The 13803-nt window shown below is 63.5% G+C and carries 15 protein-coding genes and 1 riboswitch; of the genes, 8 read left to right on the forward strand and 7 right to left on the reverse strand.

Annotation, left to right across the window (positions count from 1 at the left end):
• Positions 1-8 precede the first annotated feature (8 nt).
• A complete protein-coding gene (locus ACWGTI_RS13360; RefSeq protein WP_454587538.1) occupies positions 9-1121 on the forward strand; it encodes an ABC transporter ATP-binding protein in 1113 nt (370 codons plus the stop codon).
• A gap of 74 nt (positions 1122-1195) precedes the next feature.
• Here the strand turns inward: ACWGTI_RS13360 and ACWGTI_RS13365 are convergent, their stop codons facing one another.
• The 3 genes from ACWGTI_RS13365 to ACWGTI_RS13375 form a co-directional block, all read right to left on the reverse strand.
• Positions 1196-1435: a DUF680 domain-containing protein gene (locus tag ACWGTI_RS13365; RefSeq protein ID WP_454587539.1), complete on the reverse strand. Its 240-nt coding sequence runs from the start codon at positions 1433-1435 to the stop codon at positions 1196-1198.
• Positions 1436-1552: 117 nt separating this feature from the next.
• Complete coding sequence (locus ACWGTI_RS13370; RefSeq protein ID WP_454587540.1) at positions 1553-1756, reverse strand: DUF680 domain-containing protein; 204 nt, start codon at positions 1754-1756, stop codon at positions 1553-1555.
• Positions 1757-1837: 81 nt separating this feature from the next.
• Entirely contained in the window at positions 1838-2041 is a 204-nt protein-coding gene (locus ACWGTI_RS13375) for a DUF680 domain-containing protein (RefSeq protein ID WP_454587541.1), read from the reverse strand.
• Between the two features lie 503 nt (positions 2042-2544).
• Positions 2545-2747, forward strand: a riboswitch (cobalamin riboswitch).
• 117 nt (positions 2748-2864) lie between these two features.
• Here ACWGTI_RS13375 and ACWGTI_RS13380 point away from each other — a divergent pair.
• The 7 genes from ACWGTI_RS13380 (at position 2865) to ACWGTI_RS13410 (ending at position 9799) form a co-directional block, all read left to right on the forward strand.
• Positions 2865-4112, forward strand: coding sequence for an aromatic ring-hydroxylating oxygenase subunit alpha (locus ACWGTI_RS13380; RefSeq protein ID WP_454587542.1), 1248 nt, complete (start codon positions 2865-2867; stop codon positions 4110-4112).
• Positions 4113-4134: 22 nt separating this feature from the next.
• On the forward strand, positions 4135-5235 hold the full coding sequence (locus ACWGTI_RS13385) for a 2Fe-2S iron-sulfur cluster-binding protein (protein WP_454587543.1): 1101 nt from the start codon (positions 4135-4137) through the stop codon (positions 5233-5235).
• A 149-nt stretch (positions 5236-5384) separates the two neighbouring features.
• Positions 5385-5810, forward strand: a complete 426-nt coding sequence (locus ACWGTI_RS13390) for a PqqD family protein (RefSeq protein WP_454587544.1) — start codon at positions 5385-5387, stop codon at positions 5808-5810.
• Positions 5811-5860: 50 nt separating this feature from the next.
• Positions 5861-6910, forward strand: coding sequence for a serine kinase (locus ACWGTI_RS13395; RefSeq protein WP_454587545.1), 1050 nt, complete (start codon positions 5861-5863; stop codon positions 6908-6910).
• Complete coding sequence (locus ACWGTI_RS13400; RefSeq protein WP_454587546.1) at positions 6907-7659, forward strand: glycosyltransferase family 2 protein; 753 nt, start codon at positions 6907-6909, stop codon at positions 7657-7659. The genes ACWGTI_RS13395 and ACWGTI_RS13400 overlap by 4 nt, the downstream gene beginning before the upstream one ends.
• Positions 7659-8333, forward strand: coding sequence for a glycosyltransferase family 2 protein (locus tag ACWGTI_RS13405; RefSeq protein WP_454587547.1), 675 nt, complete (start codon positions 7659-7661; stop codon positions 8331-8333). The genes ACWGTI_RS13400 and ACWGTI_RS13405 overlap by 1 nt, the downstream gene beginning before the upstream one ends.
• Positions 8330-9799, forward strand: coding sequence for a nucleotidyltransferase family protein (locus ACWGTI_RS13410; protein ID WP_454587548.1), 1470 nt, complete (start codon positions 8330-8332; stop codon positions 9797-9799). Before ACWGTI_RS13405 ends, ACWGTI_RS13410 begins: the two co-directional genes overlap by 4 nt.
• A gap of 13 nt (positions 9800-9812) precedes the next feature.
• Here ACWGTI_RS13410 and ACWGTI_RS13415 read toward each other — a convergent pair whose 3' ends face one another.
• The 4 genes from ACWGTI_RS13415 to ACWGTI_RS13430 form a co-directional block, all read right to left on the reverse strand.
• Positions 9813-10553 carry an FAD-binding oxidoreductase gene (locus ACWGTI_RS13415; RefSeq protein WP_454587549.1) on the reverse strand — a complete coding sequence of 247 codons (741 nt, stop codon included), beginning with the start codon at positions 10551-10553 and terminating at the stop codon, positions 9813-9815.
• Positions 10550-11161, reverse strand: a complete 612-nt coding sequence (locus tag ACWGTI_RS13420) for a molybdopterin-dependent oxidoreductase (protein WP_454587550.1) — start codon at positions 11159-11161, stop codon at positions 10550-10552. Before ACWGTI_RS13420 ends, ACWGTI_RS13415 begins: the two co-directional genes overlap by 4 nt.
• Positions 11162-11297: 136 nt before the next feature.
• Positions 11298-12824 carry a DegQ family serine endoprotease gene (locus tag ACWGTI_RS13425; protein ID WP_454587551.1) on the reverse strand — a complete coding sequence of 509 codons (1527 nt, stop codon included), beginning with the start codon at positions 12822-12824 and terminating at the stop codon, positions 11298-11300.
• A 218-nt stretch (positions 12825-13042) separates the two neighbouring features.
• Positions 13043-13777 (reverse strand): MBL fold metallo-hydrolase, encoded by a 735-nt coding sequence (locus tag ACWGTI_RS13430; RefSeq protein WP_454587552.1) that lies wholly within the window; start codon positions 13775-13777, stop codon positions 13043-13045.
• Positions 13778-13803 lie beyond the last annotated feature (26 nt).

Raw genomic sequence — 13803 nt, forward strand, 5'->3', positions numbered from 1 at the left:
AGGAAATCATGGCCGATGTCACGCTGAGACAAGTGAAGAAATCATACGGCAATCTGCACATTCTCCATGGCATCGACCTCGACATAAAGTCGGGCGAGTTCATCGTCTTTGTCGGCCCTTCGGGCTGCGGCAAGTCGACCTTGCTGAGGTCCATCGCCGGGCTTGAGGAGATCACCTCCGGCGAGCTGAAGATCGCCGGCGAGGTCGTGAACGATGTGCCGCCTTCGAAGCGCGGCATCGCCATGGTGTTCCAGTCCTACGCGCTCTATCCGCACATGACCGTCTACGACAACATGGCGTTCTCGATGAAGATCGGCAAGGAAAGCAAGGCCGAGATCGACAAGCGCGTGCGGCAGGCCGCCGAAATCCTGCAGCTGACCAAATATCTCGACCGTCTGCCCAAGGCGATGTCGGGCGGCCAGCGCCAGCGTGTCGCCATCGGCCGCGCCATCGTGCGCAACCCGAAAGTGTTCCTGTTCGACGAGCCGCTGTCGAACCTCGACGCCGCGCTCCGCGTCGCCACCCGCATCGAGATCGCCAAGCTCAAGGAATCGATGCCCAACACGACCATGATCTACGTCACCCACGACCAGGTCGAAGCCATGACGCTGGCCGACCGCATCGTGGTGCTGAAGGACGGCCATATCGAGCAGGTCGGCACGCCGATGGACCTCTACAAGAAGCCCGGCAATCTGTTCGTTGCCCAGTTCATCGGCTCGCCGGCCATGAACATCCTGCCGGCGACCATCGACAAGACGGGCGACCCGACCGTCGTCAGCCACGTCGGCGGCCGCAAGGCGACAGTGCCGATCGCGACGCCGGCGTCCGCCAAGGGTGCGGCGGTCAGCTTCGGCGTGCGGCCGGAGGATCTGTCGGTCGCCACCGGCACGGAATATCTTTTCGAAGGCGTGGTGGACTATGTCGAGCAGCTCGGCGAGGTCCAGCTGGTCTATGTCGACATCGGCCGCGCCGACCTGCCGCTGGTGACCAAGCTGCCCGGCAATGTCGAGGTCAAGCGCGGTGCAAAGCTCCGGCTGACTGCGGATGCCGGCGACCTGCACATCTTCGATGCCGACGGACACTCCTTCTCGCTCAAGCCGGTGGAAGTGAAAGCTGCCTGAGAGTCGGCTCGTCGTATCGGCATGAAAAAAAGCGGCAGGCCAGGCCCGCCGCTCTTTTTTGGAAACTTCGGCTGTTAGCGGTTGCCGAAGAGGTTCCGGTCGCTGCCCTGCGGGGCAGATTTCTGTACGTCGCCCGACGAGTTCAACAGCTTGTACACCGGCGAACCGGTGTTCGGAACCGACGACGTCTGTGTGTTGTCGACGTTGACGGTCGCCTGGTTGTCGACGGCGCTGGAGCCGACATTGTCGTTGCGGGCATAAGCACTGCCGGCGGCAACCAAAAGCGCAGCGGCAGCAAGAGCAATCTTCTTCATTTCAGGTCTCCTGAGTTTCATCATGCGGCAAAGCGACTATCCCGCCGCTCTGCGTTTTGTTCGATGTTCGACTGGGATCGTTGTTGGAAAACCCGGAGGTCGGATCCCGATCGGCCGTTAGCGGCCGAAGAGGTTGCGGTCGGCGCCCTGTGCAGGGGCCTGAGCAGCCGAATCCGACTTCGCAACCGAAGCCGTGTGGCCACTGTCGGTCGACGTAACCGCAGGCTGGTTGGCACCGTTCGAACCATAGTTGTCACTGGCGGCGAAAGCGCTGCCGGAAATGGCCACAACGGCGGCGGCAGCGAGGATAATCTTTTTCATTTCAAATACTCCTGAATTTCTTCGAAATCCCAACAGCGACGGACGGGCCGCCACTCTTTTTGTTTGGATCGGGATCAGCTGTTAATGGCCGAAGAGGTTGCGGTCGCTGCCCTGAACGAGGGGCTGCTTGTCCACGGGCGCCGACTTCTGAATGGAAGCCGTATACGAGCCGTCAGCCGCTGCGGTGGGCTGGTTCGCTCCATTGGAACCGTAGTTGTCGCTACCAGCGGAGGCGCTGCCGGTGATGGCCAAAACGGCGGCGGCAGTGAGGATGATCTTTTTCATTTTTAGCACTCCAGTTTGTCTGTCCGTCTAGCGGCCGGCGTGTGGTGGGAGAATTCGCGTCGTTCGGACAGCCCCGATGTGGGAAAGCCAGAGGCTGGTTTCCAATCACGAAGTTGTTCCGGCTGGGCCATGACTTCGCCTCTTGTAATTTTCGTAAGCATGCCTACTATCTAATTTTATCCTGACAATACAAAGCTTTACGTAACAGCGCCATCCGGCTCACCGAGTGTGTCAGGGCGTCAGCGTTCACACCGTCCTGCACGCATTGTCAACAGAAACGAACCGTTCGGTTCGATTTTAGAAACTGCTAATAGTCACTTTTCGATACCGTTGCTCTTTTTTGACCCGGCCAAGAGCCGGGCAAGAGGCGATTCGAAACAGCAAAGATCGCTCGCCAAATCAGGATTTCGGCCCCGCAGTCGCCAGCCTATGCGCATGCGATGCGTGTCGCGCCGCATGGAGACGATGTCGCTTTCATGCCGATGTCGCGACCGCTGCCGTGATTAGATGATCGCATCTCAGGTGCCGCTTCGTGACGACGGAGCGGAGAATTGGGAAGCCGGTCTAAATCCGGCGCTGCCCCCGCAACGGTGGTGGAGTTCAAGTCGCAACGGGAGACCACTGGGCGAGAAGCCTGGGAAGGTGTCGCGATGGTCCGCAAGGACAACTCCAGAGCCCGGAAACCAGCCCGAGATGCTTGAACTCGACTGATCGCGGTGGGCGGTCAAGAGGTGGATAGTGCATGTCCGGCATCGCGCCGGCCTGCAGCCGATCCTTCCTCCATCACCACCAAGTTCAGTCCTTGAACCATGAGGACAGAACTATGGATGCGCGCAACGACATGCAGAGGCTCTTGAACAGCCGCAAGCAAGGTTATTCGCTCGAGCAGCCCTTCTACACCGACCCGGACTACTTCAAGCTCGACATGGAGCTGATCTGGTATCGCGACTGGCTGTTCATCGGCCATGATTGCGAGCTGCCGAAACCCGGCAGCTATATCACCGTGCAGATCGGCGACTATCCGGTGGTGCTGGTCCGCGACCAGAAGGGCAACATCAACGCCTTTCACAATTCCTGCCGCCATCGCGGCAGCCGCGTCTGCAACACCGAGAAAGGCACGGCGGCAAAGCTCGTCTGCCCCTATCACCAGTGGACCTACGAGCTCGATGGACGACTGCTGTTCGCCCGCCAGATGGCCGAGGGTTTCGACAAGAGCCAGTTCGGCCTGAAGCCGGTCGCCTGCGAAAGTGTGGCCGGTTACGTCTTCATCTGCCTGGCGAAAGAACCCGCAGACTTCGCGCCGATGCGGGCCATGATCGAACCGTACCTCAAGCCGCACCGGCTGAATGAAGCCAAGGTCGCCTTCGAGAGCACGATCATCGAGAAGGGCAACTGGAAGCTGGTCTGGGAAAACAACCGCGAGTGTTATCACTGCGCTGGCAACCATCCCGAACTGTGCAAGACATTTCCGGAAGCGCCGACGGTGACCGGTGTGCAGGGCGCAGACAGCGACCCGGAGATGGTGGCGCACTGGGCAAAATGTGAGGCGGCGGGCCTGCCGAGCAAGTTCCGCATCGATCCGGCCGGACAATATCGCGCCACCCGCGCGCCGCTGCTGCGCGATGCCGTCAGCTATACGATGACAGGAAAGCGCGCGGTGACGAAGAACCTTTCCGATACCGTTGCCGCCGATCGCATCGGCACCTTGATGCATTACCACTATCCGACGACCTGGAACCACATCCTGATCGACCATGCCGTGACCTTCCGCGTGCTGCCGATCAGCGCCACAGAAACCGCGGTGACGACCAAGTGGCTGGTACACAAGGATGCGATCGAGGGCGTCGATTACAGCCTTGAAGAGCTCACGCATGTCTGGACCGAGACCAACGACCAGGACCGCCGCATCGTCGAGGAAAACGCCTTCGGCATCCTGTCGCCGGCCTATGAGCCGGGCCCCTATTCGGAGCTGCACGAGGGTGGCGTGATCCAATTCGTCGAATGGTACGCGGCCTTCATCGGTCCCCGTCTTGCCGAAGGCGGCCGGCCGGCGCTGCGCAGCGTGGCGTGAGAGAGGTCGGGGGATGAATGCGATGACGGATCTTGGGCTCTATCGCCATCTCGACCAGATGGCGCCGTGGAACGACAGGCTGCAGGTGCTGGAAGTGATCGGCGTCAGCGACGAGGCGCCTGACGTCAAGACCTTCACCTTCCGCTCCGACAACCAGACCTGGTTCCGCTACAAGCCGGGCCAGTTCGTGACGCTGGAGCTGCCGACACCGGACGGGCCGCTGATGCGCACCTACACGCTGTCGTCCTCGCCGTCGCGGCCGTTTTCGATCGCGGTGACGGTGAAGGCACAGGCCGGCAGCATCGGCACGCGCTGGATGTTCGACCATCTGGTGCCCGGCTCGCACGTCAAGGCCTATGGACCGGCCGGCGACTTTTCGCTGCACAGCCACCCGGCGGCAAAATATCTGTTCATTTCTGCCGGCTCCGGCGTGACGCCGATGATGTCGATGCTGCGCTGGCTGAACGATTGCGCGCCATGGACGGATGTCGGCTTCGTCAACTGCGCGCGGCGTGCCGAAGAGATCATCTTCCGCAAGGAACTCGAACTGCTCGGCGGCCATATGCCCGGCCTGTCGCTCGGCTTCATGATCGAGGAACGCTCGAGCCGTGAAGGCTGGTACGGTCATATGGGCCGCATCGACGCGATCCGGCTGCCGCTGCTGGCGCCCGATTTCCGCGAACGCGAGATCTTTTGCTGCGGCCCCGATCCGTTCATGCGCGCCGTGCGCGGAATGCTGGATGCCGCGGGCTTCGATATGACGAAATATCATCAGGAGAGTTTTGCCGCGCCTGCGGTGGAGGAAGTCCCGGCGCCGTTTGCCTCACCAGCTGAAGACGGCACCGCTGTTCCTGTCGAAGCCGTGACGTCGATCCGCTTCTCGCTTTCGGAGGTCGACGCCGGCTGCGTCGCCGGCCAGACCGTGCTGCAGACGGCGCGCAGCTCAGGTGTGCGGATACCAGCCGCCTGCGAGTTCGGCCTGTGCGGCACTTGCAAGGTGAAGAAGGTCTCCGGCGCTGTCGAGATGAGCCACAATGGCGGCATCCTCGACCACGAGATCGATGACGGTTTCATCCTTGCCTGCTGCTCGAAACCGCTGTCGGCGCTCGAAATCGAGGCGTGAGCGAACTGACATCGCCGCCGCGCTGGCTGTCCTCGCTGGGCCTTGACTTGCCAAAGAAAGACCAACTGGTTAGACGCAGTTTCAGGGGGGCCTGATAAATCGTGTAATATGAGCGGCCTGTTCCGGGCGGCTGCGGCGGGGAAGAAGCGATGCAGCAACGGGTCTACGCGGTGGCGAGCAAGGACATCGTTTTCGAATCGTTCGATGGCGAAGCCGTCGTTCTCGACCTTTCGAACGGCAAGTATTTCGGCTTTTCCGATTCCGGCAGCCGGGTATGGCAGGCATTGTCGTCAGGCGTCGGCGCCCAGGCGCTGGTTGAGGCGAGCGCCGGCGGCGCAGCGACGATCGGTCTGGCTGATCTCGACAGCTTCATTGCGCGACTGGTCGACTTCGGGCTGCTCGCGCCTGCCGAAACGCCGGAGCAGCCGCTTTCCACCGCCCTCGCGGCCGAACTCGCCGCCACCAGTGAGCCGCTCAAGGTCGACGTTCATGACGACCTTGCCGATCTCATCATCGTCGATCCTATCCATGAGGTCGAGGAACCGCTCGGCTGGCCTGCGGTGAAGCAGGCATAGACATTTCCCGGGCGACCCGCCGCGGTGCCGGACGCTGGAACAATCAGGCCATGCCCTCGATCACGCTGCAAACCCTGCCGGACTATGCCCGCCATGTGCTGGCAGCGGCAGAAGACGCCGCTGCCTGCTATCCCGTCACCACCAAGGTTCGGTTGCCCGGGCTGGATCTGAGTGTCCATCTCGATCATGGCGCGCTGGCGGACGCCATGGGCCGCGCCTTCGTACCGGCTCCGGACGATTCATCCGCATCCGGCGACTGCCGCATTTGTGTCGCCCATCCGGGCATAGCCGGCGTTGCCGCCCCGGCGAGCTGGGGGCGCGGCGAGTACAACCATCATGCCTTTGCCAACCGGCTGGCCGAGGCCGGATTGCGCGGCAGCTACTATCACGACCTCGACTTCTGGCAGTTCCATGATCCGCAACGCCATGTCGGGGTGCAGCTGATGATGTCGGCCGACGCCTTCCCGCCATGGGAACAAGGGGCGCCGCTGCGGGCCTTCCTGCATTGGGAATATGCGGCGCGCGGCATGCGGCTCACCCATGCCGGCACCCTCGGTATCGGCGGCAAGGGTGTGCTGCTTGCCGGCTCCGGTGGTGCCGGCAAATCGGGAACTGTCGTCGCCGGCCTTATCAACGGGCTCGACAGCGTCGGCGACGACTATGTGCTGATAGACAGGACCGAAGACGTGACGGCGTATCCGCTATTTGCCACGCTCAAGCAGGACCCGGAAGGGTTCAGGCGGCTGCAACTGGACCGCAGGCTGAAATCGTACCAACCCCTAAACTGGCAAGGCAAGCACGCCTTTCACATTGACGAGATTGCATTCCGGCGAATTCCTGCAAGTCTGGACATTATTGCGTTGATGGTGCCCCATATCAGTGGAGGTACGAAAAGCTCGATCATGCCCATAGCGCGCAAGGACGCCATGATTGCGCTGGCGCCGTCCGGCATCGTGCAAATGCCGGGCGAGCGGGAGGCGGGCTTTCGCTTTTTCAGCGAACTCACCCGCGATCTGCCGTGCTACCGGCTGTCGCTGGGAACCGAGCCGCGCGAGATCGCCGGCGCGATTGCCGATTTCCTGGTTCGGGGCCTGTCGTGAAGCTGAGCGTGATCATGCCGGTCCACAACCGCGAACGCCATGTCGGCTCTGCGCTGCGCTCGCTGCTCAGACAGCGCGATGCCGCCGACCTCGACATCATCGTCATCGATGACGGGTCGACCGATGGCTCGGCGGGGGTGGTGCGCTCCCTGATCGCGGAGGCACCCTGCATTCGCCTTTTCCAGCAGGAAAACGCAGGGGTGACGCGGGCGCGCAACGCCGGTCTCAGGCAATTGCTGCCGCAGACCGGACTGGTGTCGTTCCTCGATTCGGACGACATTTCCCCGCCGGGCCGCTTCAAGGCGGATCTTACCTGTTTCGAGAATGATCCCGACCTTGACCTGACCTATTCGCTGATGATGCTGGTCGACGGCATAGACGATGATACGCTGGAGCCCGAAGCCGGCAGCCATAGCATTACGGTTCGCGGCATTCACCTGTCGGCCGGCCTTTTCGCGCGCAGGCTTGTCGACCGGATCGGCGGCTTCGATACGGATTTCAAGCAGGCCGAGGACACCGACTACCTGCTGCGCATCTTCGAAAGCGGCCCTAGATATGTCATGCCCGATACGGTCGCGCTTTACTACCGACGCCATCCCGGCAACATGACAAGGGAAGCCGATGTCCAATCCCGCGAATTCATGCGCGCCATCTTCAAATCGATGAAGCGCCGCGAGGCCGACCCATCGCTGCGGCCGATCGAAGGCATCTTCGATCTGAGGCCCCTTGCTGACTGGCGGTTCTCATAATGGCCAGCTACGGCGTCGTCATTCCTGCGTTCAACGCGACCGGCACCATCGCCGAGACACTGCGCTCGGTCGCCGCCCAGACTGTCAAGCCAGATGCCATAATCGTCGTCGACGACGGCTCGAGCGACGATCTTGCCGCTGTGATCGGCACGCTGAATATGCCGGTGACGCTGCTACGCCAGGACAATGCCGGCCCCGGCAGCGCCACCACCAAGGGCATATCGGTGCTGTCGACACCGTTGGTGGCGACGGTAGATGCCGACGATCTGTGGCTGCCGGCCAAGATCGAAAAACAGCTTGCGCATTTCGAGCGATTTCCGGCGACGGCGGGTGTCTTTACCCATATGCGCAGTTTCCGCGATAACCGGCCCGATGTGGCTGAGGCTGCCGCTGTACCGGGTTGGTCGCGCACGACGATGATGATCCGCCGGGAGGTGGCCGAGGCGGTCGGTCCGATCATCGATCCGCCGGGCGGACGCGGCGAGATGATCGACTGGATCGCCCGAACGCGCGAAGCGGGCTTTGTGCTCGACATGCTGGGCGACGTGCTGGCCCTGCGCCGCATCAGGCCCGGCAGCCTGTCCTATGGCCGCGATTCGCGCGACCGCGGCTATCTCGAAGTCGTCCGGCTGGCAATGCAGCGCCGGGCGCGAAACAAGGCGGTTGAGAATTGACTGCCACGACGATCCGCCACATCGGCCGCCGGTTTCCGGACTATGGCTGGTCGTGGCCGACCGGCGGCCTCGACCAGTTGCTGAAGGCTGCCTTGCTGCCCGATGAGGAGGCCGCCGGCCGCTGCGCCGCGCGCTGGCTGGACGAGAACGACATCGACCAGGTTGCCTTTCGTGAGCACCGGCTGCTGGCGGCGATTTCCGACAGGTTCGGCCGCAAGCTCGCCGCCCATCCGGCCCATCCTCGGCTTGTCGGCCTGCAAAAGATGTTGTGGACCAAATCGCGGCTGGCGATGCGCGAGGCCGAGCCGGCTTTGCAGGCGATGATCGATGCCGGCTGCGCCGTCATGCTGATCAAGGGCGCCAGCCGCATCGCCGTCGACGCGTCGGCGCAGCGCGGCCGGGTGGCGCACGACATCGACATATTGGTGCGCCCGCAAGACATGGTTGCAGCCTTCGACGTGCTCAGCGAGCGCGACTGGCAAATCGCCACCGGCGTCAGCCCGCAATATCTGCGCACCAGGCTGGCGTCGCTGCGCTCGATGAACTTCTTCAAGGGCAGTTTCGGCGACATCGACCTGCATCAGTTCGCTTATGACGGGTCGCAGCAAAGCACCGAGGACGATCTGGCGATCTGGCAGCGCGCGCTTGCAGCCGAGTTCAATGGTGTGAACCTGCTCGTGCCCTCGCCTGCTGACCGCATGGCGCTCGCCATCGCGCATGGCGGCCTCGATGCCCATACCCACAGCGACTGGCTGGTCGACTGTGCGGTCGCCATTCAGGGCGGCGAAGTCGATTGGGAGGTATTCGCCGATATCGTCGCCAGGCGCCGCCTGGCCGTCGCCGCTGCGGTGGCGCTCTCATACCTCAGCCTGCAGATCGGCATCGCGGTTCCGCCGGCCGAACTCGCCAGAACCGTTGCGATGGCCGATCGCGCCGGCCTGTCGCGTTGGTCTTCGGTATTGCAGGCCAAGCCGCGCACCGATTTCGGCAGCCTGGTCTGGCTTTCCCGCGGCTTCGCCAAGCAGTTGCGCCTGAAACGCAGGAAAGGCCGCCTGCAGGCGGCACCCGAACTTGTCTGGCGTGGCAGGTCGATGCCGTACAAGGCAAAGCCGGTGCCGCCGCCATTTGCGCTTTCGCAGGCTCTCCCGCATGCCGACAGGGCTGGAGAGATGGTGCTGGACATCACCGTCCGGATCGTCGTTCCGCGGGTTCGCCGACGCATCGAGATGGAGATCAATGCCGGCGACCGGCATATCGTGCGCTTGCGCTCGATGGCGATCAGCCGCGCCGGTGGCGAAAAGGTGCTGCGGTTTCGCGGCCGGGTGAAGCTGGAAACCGCCGGCCAGGCGCTGGTCCTCGAAGCCCGGCCGTCACGCCAGTTCCGAAACTGGGACAATGAGGCTGACGTCGCCGCCTATGGCGCGTTGCCGTTCCAATTGGTGTCGGCGCGGTTTTTGCCCGCCTGACGACCGGACCTCCTCAGACGCCATAGCGCTCGGTGCGGATGATTTCTGCCGGCATGCCGGCGTCGATCAACGCCTGGGCAGCGGCCGAGACAAAGGCGTTCGAGCCGCAGACGAAGGCCAGCGCCGGCGGTTGCGGCAGCCGCGTGAGCGCCTGCATCACCATGGCCGTGTCGATGCGCCTTGAATAGTCGGACGGGCGCTGTGCCGCCTCGCGCGTCAGCGTCAGCACCAGGTCGAACCCGTCGCGGCGGTCGTCGAGGCCGACCAGCTCGTCGCGAAAGATCACCTCGTCCCAGACCCGCACCGAAAACATCAGCGCGACCGGCACCGTCGATTTGCGCAAGATGCGGTGGCGCACCATCGCCATCAGCGGCACCACGCCGGAACCGCCGCCGACCAGAAGCAGCGGCCCGCCATCCCCATCGGACCAGACGAAATGGCCGCCAAGCGGCCCGCGCAGCTCGATCTCGTCGCCGACCGCCGCCACCTCGTGGAAGAAAGGCGAGACCTCGCCGTCGTCGAGTTTCTCGATCGCCAGTTCGATCGTGGCGCCGCTCTCCGGCGCCGAGGCGATAGAGTAGGAGCGGCGCGCCTGGTAGCCGTCCGGCGCCGTCAGCCTGACATCGACATGCTGTCCGGCGCGATAGGCGAAAGGCCGCGACAGCGCGAAAAAGAAACTGGTGACGCGCGGCGTGCGCTTTTCGATCCGGGTGATTTTCGCCGTCTGCCAGGGAGAGTTCAGCGCTTCGCTCATGGATCGCCGCTATAGCGCTGTTCGCGCCACGGATCGCCATAGATGTGATAGCCGCGCAATTCCCAGAAGCCCGGCTCGTCGCGTTCGGTGAATTGCAGCCCGTTCAGCCATTTGGCCGATTTCCAGAAATAGAGATGCGGTACCAGGAGCCGCGCCGGCCCGCCATGGTCAGCCGTGATCGGCTTGCCTTCGTAGAGCAGCGCCACCATCGCCTTGCCGGTGGTAAGATCCTTGGCCGGCACGTTGGTGGTGTAGCCATCATACCCATGCGCCAGCAGGAAGCCGGTCGGCGCTTCGATGCCGGCATCGGCAAGAATGTCGTCGACCAGCACGCCTTGCCAGGCGGTGTCGAACTTGGTCCAGGCGGTGACGCAATGGATGTCGCGCGTCATCTTGGTCACGGGCAGCGCATTGAACTCGGCCCAGTTCCACTTCTTGATCGGGCGTGGTCCATGCTTGAGCGTGAACGACCAGTCCTCATTGCGCACCCGCGGCGTCGGCCCCGCCGACAGCACAGGAAAACCCTGTTCGAGATATTGCCCGGGCGGAATGCGCGCGTCGGTGTCGGTTGGAGGCTTTCGACCGGAGGAAAAACCGCGAGTGACCATTGGGACTGTCCGTTTGCAGCAGGCCGTTGCTGGCCTGCTGCAGTGTTCTCGAAGACGTCCCGGCGGGCAACAGGATTCTTGGTGGCGTGGGGCGGCAGGCTTGCCGGCGGTTCCGGCGAACCTGCCGCTTCATGCCTCAGCCGGCGGCGAAGGGCACGGCGACGAAGATCTGCGCGTCACCGCGGTCGACCAAGAGCAGCACCGACTTGCGGCCCGACTTGCCGGCCTCGGCGATCGCCTGGTTGGCCTGCCTTGCGTTGCGCACCGGCAACTGGTCGACGGCAACGATGACGTCGCCCGGCTGCAGGCCGGCATTCGAGGCCGCCTTGTCCGGATTGACGCGCTCGACCACGGCGCCACGCTGGTTGGACGCCAGGTTCAGCTCCTCGCGGATATCGGGCGTGAGGTCGGTCAGGCCAAGGCCAAGCGACGGTACGCGAAGCGCCTGGCCGGCCGACGGTTCTTGATTGTCGCCCTCGGTGGAGGCCGTCTTCACATCGTCGCTGTTGCGGCCGACATCGGCTGATATTTGCACCGTCTTGCCGCCGCGCCAGACATCGAGCGTTTCCTTCACGCCGGGCGCGACATCGGCGACGGCGCGCGACAGGTCCTTGGGATCCTTGATAGGCTCTCCGGCAAAGCTGGTGATGACGTCGCCGGTCTTGATGCCCGCCTTTGCCGCCGGCGATCCCTGAGTGACCTCCGAAACCAGCGCCCCGCCGGGATGGTCGAGGCCGACGGCGCCGGCCACATCCGGCGTCACGGGCTGGATTTGCACGCCGAGATAGCCGTACTGGATGTTGCCGCCCTTCATCAGCTTGGCGACGACCTTCTGCGCCTGGTCCGAGGGAATGGCGAAGCCGACGCCGACGCTGCCGCCATTGGGCGAATAGATCGCGGTGTTGATGCCGACGACATTGCCCGCGACATCGACCAGCGGGCCGCCGGAATTGCCGTGATTGATCGGTGCGTCGATCTGGATGAAATCGTCGAACGGCCCGCTGTTGAGGTCGCGGCCCCGCGCCGACACGATGCCAGCGGTGACCGTCGTGCCGATGCCGAACGGATTGCCGATGGCGAGCACCTGGTCGCCCGGCATGAGCTTGTCGGAATCGCCCCATTTGACGGTCGGCAGTGGCTTGTCCGCCTTGATCTTGAGCACGGCGAGATCGTTCTTGGCGTCGCGGCCGACCAGCTTCGCGGGAAGCTCGGTGCCGTCGTCCAGTGTCACCTTGATCGATGTGGCGCCGTCGACGACGTGGTTGTTGGTGACGATGGTGCCGTCCGCGTCGACGATGAAGCCGGAGCCCAGCGCTTCGGCGCGCTGCGCCTGCTGTGGCGGCGTCTTCGGCATCGGAATGCCCTGGTCGCCGAAGAACTGACGGAAATAGTCGTCGAAGGGCGAATTGCCGCCGAAGGATTGCTCCTCGCTCATATCTTGTGGCTGCCCCTTCATCACAGTGGTGACTGTCACCACCGCCGGCTTGTCGACGGCCACGATCGGCGCGAAGGAGCCGTTGGGCGCGGTTATTCCGGCGACAGGGGTCTGGGTTGTCGCGACGGCGGTGCCTGCGCTTTGCGCGAAAGACGCAATGAAGGGGCTGGCGATCAGCGCAGCGCCCAGCAAGGCCGCGACGCGATGTCTGCGAATTATGTCTGACATGGTCGTTTGTCCGGGCGAGAGATGATCCGGCGCCGTGGCCTGGGGAAGGTCATCAGCGTGTCGACGGTCGCGGTTGCCCGTCTCGCCTTGGCATGGCAGCCGGCCGGATCGACAGCCTGCATCTAGGGCGTCGATCGGCCCGATTTAGGGTTTTTGCGCCATCTTACGAAGATTTAATATCAGATCACATTTTCGTTAGACGGGGGCGGGGCCAACCTTCAACGGCCCTCGGCGCGCCTGAGATAGGCGGTGGCGATCTCGCGCATCCGATTGCCGTCGAAGCTTGGCCCGTGGCCGCCATGGCCGAGGCGGACGGGCAGGTCGAGCAGCCGCTGCATGGTTCTGACACAGTCGGGCCGCGACGAGTCCGGCAGGTCGTCGATCAGCATGGAATCGTAGATGGCATCGCCGGCAAAGAACAGGCCGTCGGCCTCGTCGAACAACGCGATCGAGTCGGGAGAATGTCCGGGCAGATGCAGCACGCGGAAGTGCCTGTCGCCGAGGTCGACGATGTCGCCCTCGTCCAGCGTGCGCGTCAGCGGCGCCGGCGGGATCTTGTAATCGGCCGCCGTCCAGCCTGGCGCCGGCAATTTCGAGACCGCGCCGTCGAGATTGGTGAACATGTAGGCGTAGGTAACCGCTTCATCCATCGTCTCGAAGCTGGCCGCGCTCATCGTCGGCCCCAACCTTACCGGGAACTCATGCAGCGAGCCGACATGGTCGAGATGGATATGGGTGGCCACAGCGATGAGCGGCTTGCCCTCGGGCGTGTCGATCTGAGGCGCCAGCGGACAGATGCCCATGCCGGTATCGACCAGCAGGTCGGCATCGCGGCCTTTGAAATGCCAGATGTTGGCGCGCACGAAATCATGGACGAACGGCTCGGTCAGCATCGTTGTGCTGGCATCGATGACGGTCTTGCCAAACCAGTCGCCGACCACGCGTTCGCCCATGAAATTCCCGCCCACGGGATCGAGGC

It is taken from the genome of Mesorhizobium sp. ArgA1, from assembly GCF_053714375.1.